Genomic DNA, 20,542 nt, shown 5'->3' on the forward strand with positions numbered 1-20,542 from the left:
CGTCAACATGGACATCAATCTTGCCCGCACGTTTCTCGCAGCTGCGGAAAGTGGAAGTTTCATCGCTGCAGCCGAACGCATGCACGTGTCACAGACCGCGATCAGCGCGCGCATCCGTACGCTGGAGCAGCAACTGGGACGACGCCTGTTCGCACGCAGCAAGGCCGGTACCCGGCTGACGCTGGCCGGCGAGCATTTCATACGCCATGCCACGAACATGGTGCAAATCTGGGAGCGCGCCCGCCAACAGGCGGCCTTGCCACCAGGACGAGAAGACGGCATCAGCGTTGGCGGCGAACTGAGCCTGTGGAACCCGCTGCTTGCCGACTGGCTGATCTGGATGCGCCGGCACTGCCCGAAGATCGCGCTGCGCGCGGAAGTGGGCCAGCCCACGCATCTGCTCGACCAGGTGAAAGACGGCGCACTGGATATCGCCCTCCTTTACAATCCGCCGCAGCGTCCCGGACTGGTTACGGAATTGCTGGTTGAGGAAAAGCTGATCATGATTACCTCGGATCCCGGGCAGGGGATGTATCCCGACCAGTACATCTATGTCGATTGGGGACCCAACTTCGCGGCGAACCACCAGGCTGCCTTTCCCGAATTGAATAGCCCGCCCATCTACATGTCGCTGGGACCCCTGGCCCTGACCTACCTGTTGACGGTCGGCGGCGCCGGTTATTTCCGCATCGGCGCGGCAAAGCCCTTGCTGGACGCTGGACTGGTGCACCGCGTCAGCGATGCACCGGAATTCTCCCACTCTGCCTATGCCGTGTACGCTGCGCAGCGCGACAACAGGACGATGGAACGTGCCGTCGCCGGGCTGCGCATCGCTGCGGCGGTACCGGATCGCTCCGGCCAGGGGCATGCGATCGCGGCGCGTCCGCGCGTGGGCACGTGACAGTCAAATCAGGCCCTCGAACAACAGTACGTCGACCATGTCGCCGGCCTGCACCGTGCCCTGCTCATCATGCAGCACCACCATGCAATTCGCCTCCGACATCGACCGCAGGATGCCCGACCCCTGCGACCCCGTGATCGTGACGGTCGGCTGGCCATCCGCGCCGCGGGCCAGGATGCCGCGCTGGTATTCCGTGCGGCCCGGTTTCTTGCGGATCGTCGCGGCCGAGCGGGCGCGCACCAGGGCCAAAGGCGCTTCGGCGCCCATCATGCGCAGCAGCGCCTCGCGGGCGAAGAAGTAGAACGACACCATCACCGCCACCGGATTGCCCGGCAGCCCGAACAGGAAGGCGCTGCGGCCGTTCGAGGCGATGCGGCCGAAGGCCAGCGGGCGGCCCGGGCGCATGCCGATCTTCCAGAACGTCACGTCGCCCAGGCGCGCCATGATCTGCTTCGTGTAGTCGGCCGCGCCGACGGAGACGCCGCCCGATGTGATGATGGCGTCCGCGTTCTCGCACGCGTCGCGCAACGCCTGTTCGAGCGCCTGCGGATCGTCGCGCACGACGCCCATGTCGATCAGGTCGCAGCCCAGGCGCAGCAGCATGCCGTAGATCGTGTAGCGGTTGCTGTCGTAGACGCAGCCTTCGTCCAGCGGCTGGCCGATCGAGCGCAGTTCGTCGCCGGTCGAGAAGAACGCCACGCGCAGCCGGCGCTGCACGGGGACTTCCGCCACGCCCAGCGACGCGAGCAGCCCGAGGTCGGCCGGACGCACGATCTTGCCGGCGCGCAGCGCGGCGCTGCCGGCCTTCAGGTCTTCGCCGGCCAGGCGGCGGTTGTCGCCGGTGCGGATGGTGCCGGGTGCGATGACCATCGTGTCGCCCTCGATGCTGACGAATTCCTGCGGCACGACGCTGTCGCAGCCGGCCGGCATGACGCCACCCGTCATGATGCGCACGCATTCGCCAGGTTGGGGGCTGCCGTCGAACGCGCGGCCGGCGTACGCGGTGCCGATCACGCGCAGGCGCGCGGGCGCGTCGGCCGGGAGGTCCGATCCGCGCAGCGCGTAGCCGTCCATCGCCGAGTTGTCGTGGGCCGGCACGTTGATCGGCGAGACGATGTCGGCCGCGAGCACGCGGCCCAGCGCAGCGCGCAGCGCCACCATCTCCGTCGCGCGCACCGGCGTGACGAATTCGCGGATGATGCGCTGGGCGTCGCGCACGGGCAGGGCGTCCGGGTCGTATGCGGACAGGCAGCTGACCACGTCCGCCAGGCGCGGCGGTGTGGACGGCGTGGTATCGAGCTCGTGCAGCTCATCGAGCGTGTTGATGTTGCGGAAGGCGTCGGCGGCGTCGAACAGCACCTCGGTGACCTTGATCTGCGGGTACCAGCCGTCCATGCGCCGCCCGCCGCCATCGAGGTAGGCCGACAGCACGGGCTCCAGGCTGGCCTTCAGCAAGCAGAACACGGGGTGCACCTGGCGCCGCCCGTTTTCTTCGGTGACCGCGACGGCGAGATCGGCACCCGCCGCGCGCAGGCCCTCGTGCAGGCGTTCCGCGAGGTCGGCCGGCAGGAACGGCGAATCGCACGGCGCCGTGAGCAGGTACGTGGTCGCGCAGCGGCGCAGGCCCGCCTGCAGGCCGGCCAGTGGACCCGCGTAGTCGGGCGTGTCGTCCGGCCAGACGGGCACGCCGTACGCGGCATACGTGTCCAGGTTGCGGTTGGCGTTGATGGCGACCGTCGCGACCTGCGGTTCGAGGCGCGCCAGCACGTGCGCGGCCATGGTCGTGCCGCCGAATGGCTGCAGGCCCTTGTCGACGTGGCCCATGCGCGTGCCGCGGCCGCCGGCCAGGATCAGGCCGCTGATGGATTCCTTGTTCATGTTTTTTTATCCGCCGATGTAGGACATTTCGATTTTCTGTGCGCTGGCCGCCCGCGGGGAAAGGCCCGCCGTGTTGACGGTGCGCGTTTCGGAATAGCGGTCGGCGCGCGCGCGCCAGAGCCGGGCGATGGCCGTCTGCATCTCCTGGTCCGTGCGCCCGCCGCGCAGCAGCTCACGCAGGTCGTGGCCGCGGGTCGCGAACAAACACGTGTACAGCTTGCCCTCGGTCGACAGGCGGATGCGCGAACAGTCGTGACAGAACGCCTGCGTGACACTGGAGATCATGCCGACTTCACCGCCGCCGTCGACATAGCGCCAGCGCTGCGCCGTCTCGCCCGCGTAGTTGGCGACTATCGGTTCCAGCGGCATCTCGGCCGAGATGCGGCGCACGACTTCGCTCGACGGCACCACTTCCGTCATGTTCCAGCCGTTCGACGCGCCCACGTCCATGTATTCGATGAAGCGCAGGATCGCCGGCGTGCCCTTGAAGTGGCGCGCCATCGGCAGGATCTGGTCGTCGTTCATGCCGCCCTTGACGACCATGTTGACCTTGATGGGCCCCAGGCCGGCGGTGTGGGCGGCGTCGATGCCGGCCAGGACATCGGCCACGGCGAAGTCGACGTCGTTCATGCGCTTGAACACCGCGTCGTCGATGGCGTCGAGCGAGACCGTCACGCGGTCCAGGCCCGCGTCCTTCAAGGTCTGCGCCTTGCGCGCCAGTAGCGAGCCGTTGGTGGTGAGCGTGAGGTCGAGCGGACGGCCGGACGGCGTCTCGATGGCGCGCAGCTGTTCGACCAGGCGCTCCAGGTTCTTGCGCAGCAGCGGCTCGCCGCCCGTCAGGCGGATCTTTTCGACGCCGTGGGCGACGAACAGCCGCGCCACGCGCGCGATCTCTTCGAAATTGAGCAGCGCCGCGTGGGGCAGGTAGGCGTAATCCTTGTCGAAGACTTCCTTCGGCATGCAGTACACGCAGCGGAAGTTGCAACGGTCCGTGACGGAGATGCGCAGGTCGTGCAGGGGCCGCCCGAGGGCGTCGGCGAGCAGGCCGGTCGGTGTCTCCAGCGTGTCGGGGACGGCCAGCGCGGGCGCGCGCGCGTCGGCCACCATGATGATTTTTTCAGCCATGCCAATACGATAGCAGAAGGCCGGCCAGGGCGCAGGCAACGATGGTCTTGATCGTCCCGGTTCTGTAGCGCAATAACGCCACCGCGGCGGCCGTGCCGATGGCGATCGCGTCCCAGCGCGGCGCGCCGCGATCGAGGAACACGTGGGCGCCGAAGAACACGGCCAGGCTCGCGATGACGCCGACGACGGCCGCCGAGATCGCCGTCAGCGGCGCCGTCAGCCGCACGTCGCCGCGCGTGGACTCGACCAGCGGCCCGCCCGCGAGGATGAACACGAACGACGGTAAAAACGTGAAGAACGTCACCACACAAGCCGCGACCATGCCGGCCAGGAAGCGGGCGTCCGATCCGAACAGCGCATGGGTCCAGCCGCCGACGAAGCCGACGAACGCGACGATCATGATCAGGGGCCCGGGCGTCGTCTCGCCCAGCGCGAGGCCGTCGATCATCTGGCCGGCGTCGAGCCAGTGATACTGTTCGACGGCGTGCTGCACGACGTAGGGCAGCACGGCATACGCGCCGCCGAACGTCAGCAGCGCCATCTTGCCGAAGAACGCGCCCATGCGCGGCAGTTCGCCGTCCGGTCCGTACACGAGGGCCAGTCCCGCCCAGCATGCCAGTCCGAGCGCGCAGCCGGCCACGGCGACCGTCATCAGGCGCCCCCAGCTGAAGCGGGCATGGGCCGGCGTCGGCGTCGTGTCGTCGATCAGTGCCGCCGGATGCGGGGCGCCGTCGGCTGCCGTGCCGTGGGCGCCGCCGGGTTCGAACAGCGCGGGCCGCAACCGGCCGCCGACGAACCCGGCCGCCGCCGCGCCCAGCACGATCAGGGGGAACGGCACGCCCAGCAGGTCGATGCCGATGAATGCGGCGAGCGCGACGCCGACCAGCAAGCCATTGCGGAGTGTCCGGCTGCCGATGCGCCACGCGGCCGCCAGCACGATCGCGACGACGGCCGGCTTGATGCCCGCCATGATCCCGGCGATGGCGGGCACCTGGCCCCACGTCATGTAGATCCACGACAGCGCGATCAGGACGACCAGCGACGGCAGCACGAACAGCACCCCGGCCGCGATCCCGCCCGGCACGCGGTGCAGCAGCCAGCCGATGTAGATCGCCAACTGCGTCGCTTCCGGTCCCGGAAGCAGCATGCAGTAATTCAGCGCGTGCAGGAACCGCCGCTCGGAAATCCAGCGGCGCCGTTCGACGAGCTCGGCGTGCATCATGGCGATCTGCCCGGCCGGGCCGCCGAAGCTGATGAAGCCCAGCTTGAGCCAGTAGCGCAGGGCGGTGCGGAAGGAAACGGGAGCGGGCGGGGCGGACAAGGCGGTGGGGCAACGGTTGATGAGTTGCCCATCTTACACGCATCATCCAGGTGAGCGGTGACTCACTTCCACCAGGATGCCGCCCGGCGCGTGAACGTAGAACAGCGTTGCCCCGCGCTGGAACGACACGGGTGGCAGGTCCGTCACGCCCGCCGCCTGCAGGCGCGCGTGGGCGGCGTGCACGGCTGCGTCGGAGTCGACGAGGAAGCCGATATGGAAGTTGTCCGGATAGTCCTGCGCGCCTGCCGTGCGGCGCCGCGTGAGGACGAGCGCGAATCCACCTTCGCCCAGTAGCAGGGCGAAGCCGTTATTGCCGCGCGTCTCGACCAGGCGGAAGCCGAAATGGGTGGTGAAGAAGGCGGCGGTGGCCGCGACGTCGGGGACGGGAAGGTCGAGGTGATTCAGTTGCATGACGTGCTCCGATGATGGGCTCGCACGGAACGATCCGCCACTGAGGGCATGCGCGCACGAACCCGTTAAGCGCAATGGCGCCGGACGGTTCGTCGCGGGTACTCATGCGCGGACGCATGGAACAGAGCTTCTGCGCATGGCGCGCGAAGGGACCGGGCTTACCAAAAACGGTCCTGCCTTTTTCGACGCGGTCATCGTAGCACAGGTATAAAAAAAGGAAGCCCGCAGGCTTCCTTCTTGTCAGGGCAACGCGTTTATTGACGCGTATCCACCTGGATCAGCGGCTCGTTGACCGGCGGCGGCGCCGGCTTGCGCGTGCGGCGCGGACGTGCCGGCGCTTCCGCCTGCGCGGCTGCTTCCTGGGCGGCGCGCAGCTTTTCCGGATCCGTCGACGCCAGCGTCAGGCCGGCTTGTTCCAGCAGCTCGTTCAAGTCGGCCGGCGCGGCGACCACCGGGGCCGGTGCGACGGCCGGGGCAGCCGGTGCCGCTTGCGCGACGACAGGCTGTTCGACCTCGGCCGGTGCCAGTGCCGGAGTAGGAGCCGGAGTCGGAGCGGGAGCCGGAGCGGGCGCGGCGGCCAGAGCGGCCGGGGCTTCGACAGGCGTTTCGACCGGCTGGGCGGCAACATCGGCCTCGGCCTTGTCGGCCACGGCAGCGGCAACCGACTCGGTCGTCGGGAACGGCCACGGCGTCTGGGCGGCCGGCGCTGCTTCGACGACGGGCTCCGCCGGCGCAGCAGCCTGTGCTGCCGCAGCCGCTGCCGCAGCCGCGGCGGCCTGCTCGGCCTGGACGCGGGCAGCTTCCGCCTGCTCGGCAGCGGCCTTCTCGGCCGCGGCTTTCACGGCTGCAGCCTTGACCGATTCCGAGGTCGGGAACGGCCACGGACCCAGGGCAACGGCCTTGGCGGGTTTTGCTTCAGGCTTGGCTTTCGCAGCCTTCGCTTCGGCCTGGACCTTGGCAGCTTCTTCGTCGGCGACCGGCGTGAAAGCCGGGGCTTCGCCTTCGACGACGTCCTGCTCGGCGCCCTCGACCTGGTCGCGGTCGCGACGGTTGCGGTTACGGCCGCCACGACGGCGGCGGCGGCGCGGCTCGTCGCCGTGCGCGTCGGTGTCCAGTTCCTCGCCATCCGGGCCTGCGGTCGCTTCCGCCACGTTCGCCGTCACCGGCTTCAGTGCTTCCGGGATCTCCGGCTCGCCGGCCAGCGTGATGGCCGCCTGGGCCGCCACGGCCTGGGCCGCGTTCAGCTCCTCGGTCTTGGCTTCCACCGGGGCACGCTCGGCGCGTTCGGTGCGTTCCGTACGCTCGGCACCTTCACGCGGCTGGCGCGGCTGGCGCGGTGCGCGTTCCGGACGTTCGCCACGCTCCGGACGCTCGCCGCGTTCGCCACGCGGGGCCTGCGGTTGTGCATCCGCCGTGACGGCGGCCTGTTCGCGCGGCTCGCGGGCTTCGCGCGGTTGACGCGGCTGGCGCGGCGGACGCGCCGGCTTGGCGTCAAGCTCGACCGGCTTGGCGCCTTCTACGGCGGCGTTCACATCGCGTTCCTCGCGCTCGGCGCGGTTGCGGCCATTGCCGCCGGCGGTGGCGTTGCGGCCGCCGCGGGCATTGCGCTGGCCACGGTTGCCACGCTCGCCGCGTTCGCCGGCGGCCGGTGCGGCTTCGGCGGGCTTGGGCGGGGCGACCGGTGCGGGCGGCGGCGCGACGGGGACCGGACGGCCGAAGAAGAAGTTGCGCAGCTTGGTGAAGAAACCTTCCTGGGCCGGCGGCGTCCAGGCGGCAGCGGCGGGCGCGGCGGCCGGTGCCGGGGCGGGTGCCTCGACCGGCTTGGCCGGCTGGCGGTCGACCATCGGTGCCGGCTGGGCCGGGGTGATCGTCTTGACGACGGCTTCCTGGCGCGGCTTGGCTTCTTCCTTCTGGCGCTTGGCGAAGGCCATGTCGGTGTCGGCCGACTCGGCCATCGTGTAGCTGGCGGCGTCGTCGTCCAGGCGCGGATCGTCGTGCTTGATACGCTCGAGCTTGTAGTGCGGCGTTTCCAGGTGCTTGTTCGGGACCAGGATGACCGTGATGCGGTGACGCGTCTCGATCTTGAGGACTTCGCCGCGCTTTTCGTTCAGCAGGAAAGCGGCGACGTCGACCGGGACCTGGACGTGGATCGCGGCCGAGTTCTCCTTCATCGCCTCTTCCTGGATGATGCGCAGCACCTGCAGGGCGGACGATTCGGTATCGCGGATGTGGCCGGTGCCCGAGCAGCGCGGGCAGGTCACGTGCGAACCTTCCGACAGCGACGGACGCAGGCGCTGGCGCGACAGTTCCATCAGGCCGAAGCGCGAGATCTTGCCCATCTGGACGCGTGCACGGTCATGGTGCAGGGCATCCTTCAGGCGCTGTTCCACTTCGCGCTGGTTCTTGGCGACTTCCATGTCGATGAAGTCGATGACGATCAGGCCGCCCAGGTCGCGCAGGCGCAGCTGGCGGGCCACTTCGTCGGCCGCTTCGCAGTTGGTATTGAAGGCGGTCGTCTCGATGTCCGAACCGCGCGTCGCGCGCGCCGAGTTGACGTCGATGGAGACGAGGGCTTCGGTGTGGTCGATCACGATCGCGCCGCCGGACGGCAGCGGGACGGTACGCGAGTACGCGGTCTCGATCTGGTGTTCGATCTGGAAACGGGAGAACAGCGGCACGTCGTCCGTGTAGCGCTTCACGCGGTGCGCCATGTCGGGCATCACGTGGCTCATGAACTGCTGGGCCTGGTCGAAGATCTCGTCGGTATCGATCAGGACTTCGCCGATGTCAGGCTGGAAGTAGTCGCGGATCGCGCGGATGACCAGCGACGATTCCTGATAGATCAGGAACGGGCCCGGGGCCGACTTGCCGGCGCCTTCGATCGCGCGCCACAGCTGCATCAGGTAATTCAGGTCCCACTGGAGCTCTTCGACGTTGCGGCCGATGCCGGCAGTGCGGGCGATGACCGACATGCCCTGCGGCAGGTCCAGCTTGTCCATCGTCTCGCGCAGTTCCTGGCGCTCTTCGCCTTCGACGCGGCGCGATACGCCGCCGCCACGCGGATTGTTCGGCATCAGGACCAGGTAGCGGCCGGCCAGCGAAATGAACGAGGTCAGGGCCGCGCCCTTGTTGCCGCGTTCTTCCTTTTCGACCTGCACCATGATTTCCTGGCCTTCGCGCAGGGCTTCCTTGATCGTGCAGTTGCGGACGTCGACGCCGTCGCGGAAATAGGAGCGGGCAACTTCTTTGAAGGGGAGGAAACCGTGGCGCTCTTCGCCGTAGCTGACGAAACAGGCTTCGAGAGAGGGTTCGATGCGGGTGATGACGCCTTTGTAGATGTTCGACTTTCGCTGTTCGCGACCAGCGGTCTCGATATCGATGTCGATCAGTTTCTGGCCATCGACGATCGCTACGCGCAGCTCCTCCTGCTGGGTAGCGTTAAACAACATACGTTTCATTTTTATAAACTCCGCGACCCGTGGGCCGTTTCATGCCGTCTTTATGCAAGAGCGGCGAAAGTACAGGGATGTACGCGGGGAAGGGAGTGTTGGCGGTGGTATGCCCGGGGTGTGGCACGGCATGGCCGGCCACAGGGCGCAGTGGCGTCGAACGACATTGCCCCGCGCACGAACGTCCTTGCCGGCCCGGGCGGCCCGATCGGGGCGGCACAGGGGCAGGCAAGCGGTGCGACACAGCCAGATCTTCAGTGGGCGCGCATGCCGGGGAGCGGAAGGGTGCTGCCGAAACGGGCGCTCCGGGGCGTGAAGACCGCGGCGCGTGCTGCGCACCTGCTTGATCTTCCCGGATGACTGTCTCCAACAACACTGCTACAGCTCACGACGGTCTAGCGGCTCCTTACTTCGGGTCGGGCGAAACGGCAAGCGTTATCGACGCCATCACCCGGCGAGCCGACCCTGCGGCCGGCTTGCCGGTACTTATCCTTAAAATTCCAAACAATCCAATCCTGCATCCTGTGCGGCTACCCGATTGCAACTGCGGTGCAACCCAGGTTCGCACAGGAATGTGCGTACACGTCTAGAAATCCTTGAAATCCGCCGCTGCGCTTTCGCATTGTCGCTGCGATGCCGCGACACTACTGCCGCTTGCGACGGTTTGGGGATTCCGTTTTTTTCCATCGAATTTGCATTTTGGCGGGGCCGATGGAGACGCCCCTGTGTAAAATATCGTTTTAATTCTTACACCTGCAGAGGTTTGACCGCCGCCTGTCGATTATATATTCAAAATGAAGGACTTAGAGAGAATTTCTGGGAAGACAGAGCGAATGACCTTGCAAAACGATGGTGTTCCCCCTTCATCACGGACAGATAACCGCCCCCCTGCCACTGCTCAGTTTGTCACAATCACCGAGGAAGAAGCAGGCCAGCGCATCGATAATTACCTGCTGCGCGTCTGCAAGGGTGTCCCAAAAAGCCATATTTACCGCATTCTCCGCTCCGGCGAAGTGCGCGTGAACAAAGGCCGCATCGATCAGTTGTACCGCCTGGCAACGGGCGACATCGTCCGTATTCCCCCTGTCCGCATCGCCGAAAAGGCCGCGGGCAGCGCCCCTGTGCCGGGCGCGGAATTTGCCATCGTGCACGAAGACAGCCACCTGCTCGTGATCGACAAGCCGGCCGGCGTGGCCGTGCACGGCGGTTCGGGCGTGTCGTATGGCGTCATCGAGCAATTGCGCGCAGCCCGGCCGGACACCAAATTCCTGGAGCTGGTGCACCGCCTGGACCGTGAAACGTCCGGCTTGCTGTTGCTTGCTAAGAAACGTTCCGCGTTGACTAGCCTGCACGAGCAAATGCGCGACGGCACGACCGACAAGCGCTACCTGTCGATGGTGGCCGGCGACTGGCGCAATCCGCGCCAGCACGTGAAGCTGCCGCTGCACAAATACACGACGCCGGACGGCGAGCGCCGCGTCGTCGTGCAGGCGGGCGGCCAGGAAGCGCATACGGTATTCAACCTGCTGCGCAAGTGGCCGGAGTTCGCGCTGCTGGAAGCGGAACTCAAGACGGGGCGCACGCACCAGATCCGCGTGCACCTGGCCTCGAGCGGCTTCCCGATCCTCGGTGACGAGAAATACGGCGATTTTGCGCTCAACAAGCAGCTTCAGAAGGCAACCGATGCGCGCGGCGCCTTGCGCCGCATGTTCCTGCACGCGTACCAGATTACGTTCCAGCACCCCGACACGGGCAAGCCGCTTACTCTGAAGGCGCCGTTGCCGGCGGAATGCGAGCGTTTCTTGGTAAGCTTGGGGCCAGCGCAGGAACTCAAAACACGCAGCACCCATCGATAACGCGGAATGAGGAGCCGGCGCCACGAGCGCCGGGAGACATGGCAAGAAAGCAATTCGATCTGATTGTCTTCGATTGGGACGGCACGCTGATGGACAGCACCGCCACCATCGTCAAGTGTATACAGTCTGCAGCCAAGGACCTGGGCCTGGCTGTTCCGAGCGACGCCGCGGCGTCGCACGTGATCGGCCTCGGCCTGGGCGAAGCCATGCAGGCCGCCATGCCGAACATCGACCCGGCCCTGTATCCGCGCATGGTCGAGCGCTATCGCTACCACTTCCTGACGAAAGACCATGAACTGGTCCTGTTCCAGGGCGTGCGGGCGATGCTGGACGAGCTTTCCCACGAGGGCTATTTCCTCGCGGTGGCGACCGGCAAGAGCCGGGTCGGCCTGAACCGCGCCCTGAACGCGGCGGGCCTGCTTTCCGTGTTCGATGCGACCCGTTGCGCCGACGAGACATTTTCCAAACCGCACCCGGCAATGTTGCAAGAATTGACAAGGGAACTCGGCCAGGACATGCGGCGTACCGTTATGATCGGCGACACGACGCATGACTTGCTTATGGCAAATAATGCCGGCGCCGCCGGCATCGCCGTCGAGTATGGCGCCCATCCAGTCCAGCAGTTGCAGGCATGCCATCCGGTTTTCACGGCAAAGAACGTGCCCGAATTGCATCAGTGGCTGGTCGAGAACGCATGAGCGATACCGAAGACGTCTACATCTGCGATTCCGCGGCCGTCGAGGACGGCGGCAAGGGCGTCCGTTTCCCCGTACTGGCGTTCGGTGACGATGCGACCGGTTTCGTCGTGCGCTTCGGCGGCAGGATCTACGCCTACCTGAACCGCTGCGCCCACGTGCCGGTCGAACTGGACTGGTTCAAGGGCGAATTCTTCGAATCGAGCAAGCTTTATCTCATGTGTTCGACGCATGGCGCCATCTACTTGCCCGAGAGCGGCGCCTGCGCAGGCGGTCCTTGCCGTGGCGGCAAACTGCGGCCGATTACCGTGCGGGAAGCCGATAACCGGATTTATTGGCAACCGGACCAGCATATCCGTCCGCCGACAGCAGGCCTGCGCGACAGCCAGATGAGGTAACCACACCAGGTATCTATGAGCGACAACACCAGGAACGACAATCCGAACGACAACCGAACGGCCGCACCGACGACCTTCAGCAACTGGGAACGCGAGACCCTGGAACGTCTCGTCTTTGCCACCGTGCGCGAGCAGCGGGCTGCGCGCCGCTGGGGCATCTTCTTCAAGATGTCCTTTCTTCTGGTGGCATTTTTCGCGATCTGGGCTTATTTCGACTTCAACTTCGGCAGTTCGGATATCGAGGCACTGGGCCGCCACACCGCGCTGATCGAGATCGACGGCGCCATCGAGGACGAAGGCAGCGGTGCCGCCGATACCGTCATCCCGTCGCTGAACAAAGCATTTTCCGATCCGGGCTCGGCAGCCATCGTCTTGCGCATCAACAGCCCGGGCGGCAGTCCCGTGCAAGCGGGCATCATCGTCGACGAAATCCAGCGTCTTAAGAAGGGGTATCCGAACAAGCCCCTGTATGTGGTCGTGGACGAGATCTGCGCATCGGGCGGCTATTACATCGCAGCGGCGGCCGACAAGATCTACGTCAACAAGGCCAGTATCGTCGGGTCGGTCGGCGTCCTGATGGACGGCTTCGGCTTCACCGGCCTGATGGACAAGCTCGGCATCGAGCGCCGCCTGCTGACGGCGGGCGAGAACAAGGGCTTCCTCGATCCGTTCAGCCCGCAGTCCGACAAGCAGAAGCAGCATGCGCTCGAGATGCTCAACGAAATCCATGAGCAATTCATTGCCGTCGTGCGTGCCGGACGCGGCAAGCGCCTGAAGGAAAATCCGGAAATCTTTTCCGGCCTTTACTGGACGGGCGCCAAGGCGGTCGAGATGGGCCTCGCGGATGGCTTCGGCACCGTGGACACGGTCGCGCGCGATGTCGTAAAGGCGGAAGACATCATCGATTACACGGCGCACGAGGGCTTGCCGGAGCGCGTGTTGAAGAAATTTGGCGCATCGGTCGGCGCCGGTGCGGTGCATTCGATGTACCGGGGTGCCGTACCCAGCTTGCGCTGAGCACAGGGCATCGGACGACTGATATGTCTCAATATTGGGCTTGAAACTTACAAACGGTGGGCTATAGTTGGTGTGTAGCTGTTTCGGCGCAAGCGACAAGAAACCAGCCTGTTCTTGGCGTTGCTGGAACCGCTTCAGACCCGCATCCGTGCGGTTTCGAGAGAATTCAATTCCTCAAGCTGGAAGTCCCAATTGGGAAGGAAACGACGGCGTACGCCGTCGTTTTCATTTTGGGCGTTCGTCGTCGAGGGCACCTGGAATCGATTTCACATTTGCTAACGATGTGCCTGCCGGCCGGGACGTCGAGCGCGGGCCGCCATGCACGACGACCTTCCTGCTGAGTACTGCGCCCTCGTCCGCTTGCTGCGATGTCTCGGCGATAACGCTATCAAGACTGCCCGGCTCAGGCTGGTGAAAGCCGCCTGTCTCCAGCCAGGCCTGAAAACGGCGCTGAGCCTGCTCATACCATGCGGCGCGCATCGGCAGCTGGTGTTCAAAACAATGTACATGCGGGATGTCGCCACCGCGCGTCCAGCGCGCCAGCGCAAGCCGGGTCGGAAAAATCGCGGCGTATTCCTGGGCCACCTTCGTCCCGCTGCTTGTGGCCGCCGATGAAGACGGGGTGCTATGGTTCTGCTTTTTTTCGATCTGCACGTTTGCCTCGTGGTTTGGGGTTATCCCGATGTGCCGGATGGTGCGGCCCACCTTTAGTCCTACACTCAGTAACTGTAGGTCGATTCCTAATTAGGTTTCAGTGTATCAACGGGACGTAGTCAATTCTTGAGATGTGTCAAACGAGTCCTTGCTTCGAGTTGAAACCCCTCGATTGCTGAACTTGGACGCTTGCAATCCTTCTGCTACAGTCTCGCCCCATGAGTAAACTATCCCTCGACCGCGTGCTCCAGTCGCAAGGCTTTGGTACACGCAAATATTGCCGGGCCCTGATCGAAGACGGCGACGTGTCCATCAATGGCGAAGTCCACGACAAGTACAAGACCCTCGTGGAGACGGACGGCCTGGTGCTGACCGTATTCGACGAAGAATGGGTCTATCGCGAACATGTCTACATCGCCTTGTATAAACCCGCCAACTTCGAGTGCTCGCGCAAGCCGAGCCACCATCCGGGCGTGCTGACCTTGTTGCCGGAACAATTTACCTGGCGCGACGTCCAGCCTGTCGGCCGACTCGATCATGACACGACGGGCCTGCTGCTGATGTCGGACGACGGCCCGTTCATCCACGCCCAGTCGTCGCCCAAGCGGCACATCCCGAAGGTGTACCAGGCGACCACCCAGGAGCCGGTCACCCAGGCGCTCGTCGACCAGCTCCTGTCGGGCGTGCAATTGCACGATGAGCCCGCGCCGCTGGCGGCCCAATCCTGCGTACAGCGGGGCGATCATCAGCTGGAGATCGTGCTGGAGCAGGGTAAATACCATCAGGTCAAGCGCATGCTGGCCGCGGCGGGTAACCATTGCGCCGCGTTGCATCGCTCGCAGATCGGCGGGCTGACGCTCGAGTCGCTGGGTTTGCAGGAAGGGGAGTGGTGTTATCTGGAGCAGGCGCAGCTGGATTTGCTGGTGCCGGGCTGATGCGGTAATGCGCGGCGGCGCGCATGATCGTGCTGCCGTGCGACATTCCATGCGGATTTCCGGGACACTCGTCATCGACTCTTGTCGCTGTTTAACCCCGACGATGCCGATGCCCGCAAGAAATCACCGCCTCTTCCTCCTGCTTGCCTTCCTCGCAATACATCCGGCCATGGCTCAGCAGACCGATCCGGGTCTGGCCGATTGCGCGCGCGTGACCGATGCTGCCCAGCGCCTGGCGTGCTATGACCGGCTGGCCGGCGTCACGCTAGCGCCGACGCCGGCACCGCCGACCCAGAATGCGGACGCGGTCAATGCCCGGGTCGTTGACGCGCCGCCCGTTCCAGCGGCGGTCGACGCCTCGCCCGACATGGTGCGGCAATTCAGTCTGGCCGATCATTGGGAACTGGACCAGGAACACAAGCGTGGCGTCTTCAACTTCCGTCCGCATCAGGTGAACTACCTGATGTTCACCCGCACCGCGCATCCCAACAACGAACCCTACCGGCCGTTTCGCCGCATCGCCGACCTGACGAGCGACCTGGCGCACTCGGAACTCGTGTTTCAGCTGGGATTCAAGATGAAGCTGGTCGAAAGCGCTTTAGACAAGCCCGTCGATCTGTGGTTCGGCTATACGCAGAACAGCTTCTGGCAAGCCGGCAATCACGAGGCGTCCAGCCCCTTCCGCGAGACGAACTATCAACCCGAGCTGATGGCCGTCACTCCACTGCATTTCAGTGTATTCGGAATGAATGCACGGTTTCTTAATCTCGGTCTGGTGCACCAGTCGAACGGCCAGACCTCGACATTGTCGCGCAGCTGGAACCGGGTCTATGCGCAGGTTGGCCTGGAGCGGGCAGGGTGGACCGTGCTGGGCCGTGTCTGGAAACGCGTCAACGAGGCGGCTGCCAACGACGACAACCGCGACATCGTCGACTACATGGGGCGCGGCGATGTCGTCGTGACCTACCGCAGCAACGGCAACGATTACTCGGCCTTATTGCGGCGCAATTTTTCCACCGAGCGTGGTGCTGTCCAGCTCAGCTGGGCGTTTCCGCTGGCCGGGCACATCAAGGGGTATGCTCACCTGTTCTCGGGTTATGGGCAGAGCCTGATCGACTATAACTATTACCAGAACACGGTGGGGCTGGGGTTGCTCGGGACGTTCTGAGCGGGGTGTCGCCCCGCAGTTCTCTGCGCTGAAGAGTGGGCATCGATTTTGGGGCAGGCATCGCGTTAATGACGGGCGTGGCCATGGAGCGACGCTGGATGCTGCCTGCACAGCAGATTCGCCTGCCGATGCTGGTCGACGACGTCACACTATGCTCTGTCCGAACTGGCCAAAGATTGCGGCAAGTTGCAATCCCGTCTGGCGAACTGGAACGAGCTCCATGTCTGCCGACCCGGTGCAGGCACGGACAGGCATCCAATGTCGCCCGGTTGAGCGAGCATCTGGCCAAGATCCGCAGGGTTCGGGCCAGAGTGATCTTTGGATCGGGCACCTCGTGGAGCCGGGATGCTGTGCAGAGATGCTGAGCAGGAGAAAAGTTCTGTCATCCACCAATCTGGCCACAGGCGCTGCGAGACTCCAGGCGCGATTTGATGCTTGGTGCTAGGCGCACAAGCGTTCCGCATCGACCAGACGGAGCTTTATGTAATTACGAATTGGAAAGGAACAATAATAAAAATAACCCTTAGATTGAGCGCAATGTCAACCTTTATTGTTGCCTTTGCACGATTGGGAAGATTTGCTTGCGAATTAACCATCCCATCTGAAGTACGTGAAATTCACGAGGTTGTTAATAATTAAAAAAAATATGGAAAAATAATGACATCTTGCAACGACTGATAGTCTCTTTCCGCATCGCAACGACGATGTGGCAAATATGCGGAATTCATACTGATCAAGAAAGATACCAACACTCAACTATATAACAAAGTCTTTCACTCATACATTACCCTAAGGTAAAATGGCAGACTGTTTGCGATGTATCTAGCTCATTCCTCCCGAGACCCAATGTTCAAGTTCACGAAGAATTTTCTGGCCGCGGCGCTGGCCATGGCTTCTATTGGCGCGTCCGCCCAAGATTCCACCAACAAGTCCGACCTGTTTGGTCAAGACCAGTACAATCAGACTGGCGCCGACAATGCCACGACGCCCTCCGGAGCAATGGGGACTGGTTCGATGACTTCCGGGACCAATCTTGGAGCGATGTCTTCTCGTAAGGTGATCATCGCTAACACACCGCCTGGTCAAGCGGCCGCAGCTGTCCGAGGCCTGCTTCCCGGCGCCGGTAACATCAACGTTCCTGGCAACGTCAACGTCAACGGCAATGGTACGGTACTGCAACCTGCCTTGGGGAACCAAACAGGCGAAAAAATTCCTGAACTTAGCGAGTTTCAGAAATTTATTGCGGACAACACAGGCCAGATCTTGCCGATTTTTGGCTCTCAATTTTTTGCCAATGGACCGTCCACGTTTGCACCGATCGCGAATTCGCCGGTTCCCAGCGATTATCCGCTTGGCCCAGGCGATGAATTGATGATCCGTGGCTGGGGTACGATCGACATCGATTACCGTGCCACCGTGGACCGCAATGGTATGATCAACATCCCTACCGTTGGCTCGGTCGTACTGGCCGGGGTGAAGGCCGGCGACGCTGAAAAAGTTATCCGCACAGCCATTTCTAGGTTGTACAAGGGCGTGACGGTGAGCGTCAATTTCGGTCAACTACGCGCCATTACGGTGTATGTGGTCGGCCAGGCGAACCGTCCGGGTACTTACACGGTGTCGAGTCTGTCGACCCTGGTGACGGCCTTGTTTGCCAGCGGCGGTCCCAACGCGAACGGCAGCATGCGACGCGTGCAGGTCAAGCGTGGCAACAAGGTTGCTGCCGAACTCGATCTCTATTCGTTCATTGCCAAAGGCGACAAATCGGCGGACATCAAATTACTGGACGGCGATACCATCTATATCCCGCCGGCGGGCGGTTTCATCGCATTGGTTGGCAAAGTGAACAGCCCCGCGATTTACGAGCTGAAGAATACTAACGAGACCGTCGAGTCCCTGCTTGACTATGCTGGCGGCTTGCCGGTCGTCGCGGATCCGCGCCGTGCTTTCCTGGAACGTATTGACCCAAAAAAGAATCGTCCGCGTAGCGTCGAAGAGTTTGCATTGAGCGGTGATGGGCTAAAGCGCACGCTGAAGAATGGTGATGTGCTCAACGTGACTTCGATCACCCCGGACTTTTCGAATGCCGTGGTCTTGCGCGGCAACGTCGACCAGCCGGTTCGCGCGCCGTTCAAGCAAGGTATGCGTGTCACCGACTTGATTCCGAGCCGGGAATATCTGATCTCCCGTGAATCGATCAAACGGCAGAACAGCGCAGTCGCGGCTGGCAATGACCAGAAAGATACGTCCGAAAACGCCAGCAGCATCGCGGACCGTATTGGTGGTCTCATCGATGCTGTCAACTGGGATTACGCAGTCGTCGAACGGGTGAACCGCTCGGACCTGAGCGTTCAGCTGATACCTTTTAATCTGGGCAATGTGTTCGCCAACCCTAACGGACCTGACAACCTCCACTTGCAACCCGGCGATACCGTGACGATCTTCTCGCAGCAGGACGTGGCTGTTCCGATGGACAAGCGCCAGGTGTTCGTTCGTGTCGAAGGTGAAGTGAGAGTGCCGGGCGTGTATCAGATGAACGCAGGCGATACCTTGCAAACCCTGATAGCGAAAGCCGGTGGCCCGACCTCCAACGCATATATGTTCGGTACTGCCTTCTATCGCGAAGAGGTCCGTAAGGAACAGCAGGCGAACCTGAAGCGAGCAGCAGATCGTCTGGAAGCACAGATGCGTAGTGAAGAGTCCACGCAAGCGGCGAATTTGCGAGCAATGAGCGGGGCGGACGCAGCCGCGGCTACTGCACAGCTCGAGGCCGAGCGCAAGATCGCACAGGATCGCATAGCTCGCTTCCGTAATCTGCAGTCGACCGGTCGCATCGCGTTTGGACTGGATCCAAATGATCGCTCGTTTGCACACCTGCCAACGGTCACGTTGAAAAACGGCGATCGGCTTGTCGTGCCGTCGAAGCCGGCATTTGTCCACGTGTTCGGCGCGGTCAACGTTGAGGCGTCTCCGTTGTGGAAGCCGAATACGCGGGTGAGCGACTATCTGAAGATGGCCGGAACCACGGTGGATGCCGACGTCGATAATGTGTTCGTAATGCGTGTCGACGGTACCGTTGTTTCAGCAGAATCGCAGGGCTGGTTCTTTGGCAAGATCGGCGGCGTTGAAGTGATGCCGGGTGACACGATTGTCGTGCCAGAAAAATTCGATCGCCAGACGGCGTGGAGCAAATTTACCCAAGGCGCACGAGAATGGACGCAAATTCTCGCGAACTTCGGGTTGGGTGCAGCTGCGGTCAAGACATTGCGTGACTGATCCAACGTACGGGTCAATGACTACCATTCTTGAATCAGCGAAACCAGAACGAAAGACTTAACAGTATGACGAAACTGTCCAGGGCAACGCGTGAACAATTAGACGAGCTTAACGAGGAAATAAGCGTTATCGATGTAATCGTCGTGTTGTCAAAATATAGAAAGTTGGTTGTCGGGTTACCTGTCGCGATCGCGGTGTTAACCGCATTGATCAGCCTGCTCGTCCCTGACGTCTACAAGGCAAGCACAAAGCTGCTACCACCTCAGCAGGCGCAGTCGAGCGCAACCGCGCTCTTGTCTCAACTTACTGGCATGGCCGGTGGGGCGGCAGGTGTCCCGGGACTCAAGAGCCCAGGCGATTTATACGTGGGCATGCTGGAAAGCCGTACTATCGCCGACAAATTGATTGCGAAATTCAATTTAAAAAAAGCGTATGACACCGATTCACAGGAAGTTGCTCGGAAAAAGCTGAACGACAATACCGACATTGCATCCGGCAAGGACGGTTTTATTACGATTGACGTCGAGGACCGGAATAAGGCGCTCGTCGCTCCTTTGGCGAATGCATACGCTGATGAACTTTTGCAGTTGACAAAGGTGCTCGCGGTTACAGAGGCATCGCAAAGACGGTTATTTTACGAACGCGAACTTGAGCGCGCAAAGAATAACTTAGCCGAGGCAGAGGCGAAACTGAAGAACAGATTTGACACGCATGGGGTTATTAGCGTCGAGGGTGAAAGCAGGGCAGCAGTGGAAACAGTCGGACGTCTGCGTGCTCAAGTGTCCGCTAAAGAAATCCAACTGAACTCGATGCGTGCTTTCGTTACGCCAAACAATCCGGACTTTCGACAGGTCGAGCAAGAATTGTCCAGCTTGAAAGCTGAGCTGTCCAAACTGGAAAACGGCAACGGTCAGACTGGCCAATCGTCCTCATCAAAGGAATCCGGACAGTCAGGCCTTGAAAGCGTAAAACTTTTGCGAGACGTTAAATATTTTGAAATGCTGTACGGACTGTTGGCAAAGCAGTACGAGATAGCACGGCTTGATGAAGCAAAAGATCCAGCCACCATTCAAGTTCTTGATCCGGCAGTCGAGCCAGAAAAGAAATTCAAACCGAAACGGACATTGATCGTTATATTGTCCGGCTTCATTGGCGGGGTGATCGCTATCGTGATGGCGTTTGTTCTTGACGCTAAAACCCGGGCAAAAAAAATCATAAAGTCCCGGCAGGATGAACTGGTCTGATTACATTTTTTCTAGTGTATTCGCCATCGGCAACAACCGGAACGATTGTTCCGGTTTTTCGTCTTGATGACGCGACGCAGCCCGCCGCTAGTGCGATCAATCTAATGGCGGCATCGATCACATACTCAGGCAACTTCAACAAAGCCATGTAATGAGGATCTGTACGAGCGTGTCGTTTTGCCAAGGTGTTGCAGTAAAATTAATTTTTTATCTA

15 protein-coding genes are annotated in these 20,542 nt (G+C 62.5%); 9 read left to right on the top strand and 6 right to left on the bottom strand.

Features of this window, described 5'->3' with window-relative positions:
- The first annotated feature begins 7 nt into the window (after positions 1-7).
- Positions 8-901, top strand: coding sequence for a LysR family transcriptional regulator (locus tag ACEN9H_RS04195; RefSeq protein WP_056136173.1), 894 nt, complete (start codon positions 8-10; stop codon positions 899-901).
- A gap of 3 nt (positions 902-904) precedes the next feature.
- Here ACEN9H_RS04195 and glp read toward each other — a convergent pair whose 3' ends face one another.
- From glp to ACEN9H_RS04220, 5 genes are all read right to left on the bottom strand, one after another.
- A complete protein-coding gene (gene glp / locus ACEN9H_RS04200) occupies positions 905-2,779 on the bottom strand; it encodes a gephyrin-like molybdotransferase Glp (RefSeq protein WP_413673873.1) in 1,875 nt (624 codons plus the stop codon).
- Positions 2,780-2,785: 6 nt separating this feature from the next.
- Entirely contained in the window at positions 2,786-3,904 is a 1,119-nt protein-coding gene (gene moaA / locus ACEN9H_RS04205) for a GTP 3',8-cyclase MoaA (RefSeq protein ID WP_056136177.1), read from the bottom strand.
- The gene (chrA, locus tag ACEN9H_RS04210) at positions 3,897-5,225 is read right to left on the bottom strand and encodes a chromate efflux transporter (protein WP_413673874.1); all 1,329 of its coding nucleotides are present in this window, start codon (positions 5,223-5,225) and stop codon (positions 3,897-3,899) included. Before chrA ends, moaA begins: the two co-directional genes overlap by 8 nt.
- A 42-nt stretch (positions 5,226-5,267) precedes the next feature.
- Positions 5,268-5,636: a VOC family protein gene (locus tag ACEN9H_RS04215; protein WP_413673875.1), complete on the bottom strand. Its 369-nt coding sequence runs from the start codon at positions 5,634-5,636 to the stop codon at positions 5,268-5,270.
- Positions 5,637-5,890: 254 nt separating this feature from the next.
- On the bottom strand, positions 5,891-9,094 hold the full coding sequence (locus ACEN9H_RS04220) for an Rne/Rng family ribonuclease (protein ID WP_413673876.1): 3,204 nt from the start codon (positions 9,092-9,094) through the stop codon (positions 5,891-5,893).
- 824 nt (positions 9,095-9,918) lie between these two features.
- Between ACEN9H_RS04220 and ACEN9H_RS04225 the strand changes: the two genes are divergently transcribed.
- From ACEN9H_RS04225 to ACEN9H_RS04240, 4 genes are read left to right on the top strand one after another with little or no spacing between them, the layout of a single operon-like run.
- Positions 9,919-10,941 carry an RluA family pseudouridine synthase gene (locus ACEN9H_RS04225; RefSeq protein WP_413673877.1) on the top strand — a complete coding sequence of 341 codons (1,023 nt, stop codon included), beginning with the start codon at positions 9,919-9,921 and terminating at the stop codon, positions 10,939-10,941.
- Positions 10,942-10,979: 38 nt separating this feature from the next.
- On the top strand, positions 10,980-11,639 hold the full coding sequence (locus tag ACEN9H_RS04230) for an HAD-IIIA family hydrolase (RefSeq protein ID WP_056136188.1): 660 nt from the start codon (positions 10,980-10,982) through the stop codon (positions 11,637-11,639).
- Entirely contained in the window at positions 11,636-12,034 is a 399-nt protein-coding gene (locus ACEN9H_RS04235) for a Rieske (2Fe-2S) protein (RefSeq protein WP_056136190.1), read from the top strand. Before ACEN9H_RS04230 ends, ACEN9H_RS04235 begins: the two co-directional genes overlap by 4 nt.
- 15 nt (positions 12,035-12,049) lie before the next feature.
- Positions 12,050-13,051, top strand: a complete 1,002-nt coding sequence (locus tag ACEN9H_RS04240) for a S49 family peptidase (protein WP_056136192.1) — start codon at positions 12,050-12,052, stop codon at positions 13,049-13,051.
- A gap of 225 nt (positions 13,052-13,276) precedes the next feature.
- Here the strand turns inward: ACEN9H_RS04240 and ACEN9H_RS04245 are convergent, their stop codons facing one another.
- A complete protein-coding gene (locus ACEN9H_RS04245) occupies positions 13,277-13,756 on the bottom strand; it encodes a hypothetical protein (RefSeq protein WP_413673878.1) in 480 nt (159 codons plus the stop codon).
- Between the two features lie 167 nt (positions 13,757-13,923).
- Between ACEN9H_RS04245 and ACEN9H_RS04250 the strand changes: the two genes are divergently transcribed.
- From ACEN9H_RS04250 to ACEN9H_RS04265, 4 genes are all read left to right on the top strand, one after another.
- Positions 13,924-14,640, top strand: coding sequence for a pseudouridine synthase (locus tag ACEN9H_RS04250; protein ID WP_413673879.1), 717 nt, complete (start codon positions 13,924-13,926; stop codon positions 14,638-14,640).
- Positions 14,641-14,809: 169 nt separating this feature from the next.
- Positions 14,810-15,808 carry a phospholipase A gene (locus ACEN9H_RS04255; RefSeq protein ID WP_413673880.1) on the top strand — a complete coding sequence of 333 codons (999 nt, stop codon included), beginning with the start codon at positions 14,810-14,812 and terminating at the stop codon, positions 15,806-15,808.
- An 846-nt stretch (positions 15,809-16,654) separates the two neighbouring features.
- Positions 16,655-19,084, top strand: coding sequence for an SLBB domain-containing protein (locus tag ACEN9H_RS04260; RefSeq protein WP_229412045.1), 2,430 nt, complete (start codon positions 16,655-16,657; stop codon positions 19,082-19,084).
- Between the two features lie 65 nt (positions 19,085-19,149).
- Positions 19,150-20,328: a GumC family protein gene (locus tag ACEN9H_RS04265; protein WP_082577152.1), complete on the top strand. Its 1,179-nt coding sequence runs from the start codon at positions 19,150-19,152 to the stop codon at positions 20,326-20,328.
- The last annotated feature ends 214 nt before the right edge of the window (positions 20,329-20,542 follow it).

Origin of the sequence: Massilia cellulosiltytica (genome assembly GCF_047325105.1) — a bacterium.
GTDB lineage: Bacteria > Pseudomonadota > Gammaproteobacteria > Burkholderiales > Burkholderiaceae_D > Telluria > Telluria orientalis.

Bases quoted from the DNA above. Each gene is read 5' to 3' on its own strand.
- ACEN9H_RS04195 (WP_056136173.1), top strand. From the start codon at position 8: ATGGACATCAATCTTGCCCGCACGTTTCTCGCAGCTGCGGAAAGTGGA.
- glp (WP_413673873.1), bottom strand. From the start codon at position 2,779: ATGAACAAGGAATCCATCAGCGGCCTGATCCTGGCCGGCGGCCGCGGC.
- moaA (WP_056136177.1), bottom strand. From the start codon at position 3,904: ATGGCTGAAAAAATCATCATGGTGGCCGACGCGCGCGCGCCCGCGCTG.
- ACEN9H_RS04215 (WP_413673875.1), bottom strand. From the start codon at position 5,636: ATGCAACTGAATCACCTCGACCTTCCCGTCCCCGACGTCGCGGCCACC.
- ACEN9H_RS04220 (WP_413673876.1), bottom strand. From the start codon at position 9,094: ATGAAACGTATGTTGTTTAACGCTACCCAGCAGGAGGAGCTGCGCGTA.
- ACEN9H_RS04225 (WP_413673877.1), top strand. From the start codon at position 9,919: ATGACCTTGCAAAACGATGGTGTTCCCCCTTCATCACGGACAGATAAC.
- ACEN9H_RS04230 (WP_056136188.1), top strand. From the start codon at position 10,980: ATGGCAAGAAAGCAATTCGATCTGATTGTCTTCGATTGGGACGGCACG.
- ACEN9H_RS04235 (WP_056136190.1), top strand. From the start codon at position 11,636: ATGAGCGATACCGAAGACGTCTACATCTGCGATTCCGCGGCCGTCGAG.
- ACEN9H_RS04240 (WP_056136192.1), top strand. From the start codon at position 12,050: ATGAGCGACAACACCAGGAACGACAATCCGAACGACAACCGAACGGCC.
- ACEN9H_RS04250 (WP_413673879.1), top strand. From the start codon at position 13,924: ATGAGTAAACTATCCCTCGACCGCGTGCTCCAGTCGCAAGGCTTTGGT.
- ACEN9H_RS04255 (WP_413673880.1), top strand. From the start codon at position 14,810: ATGGCTCAGCAGACCGATCCGGGTCTGGCCGATTGCGCGCGCGTGACC.
- ACEN9H_RS04260 (WP_229412045.1), top strand. From the start codon at position 16,655: ATGTTCAAGTTCACGAAGAATTTTCTGGCCGCGGCGCTGGCCATGGCT.
- ACEN9H_RS04265 (WP_082577152.1), top strand. From the start codon at position 19,150: ATGACGAAACTGTCCAGGGCAACGCGTGAACAATTAGACGAGCTTAAC.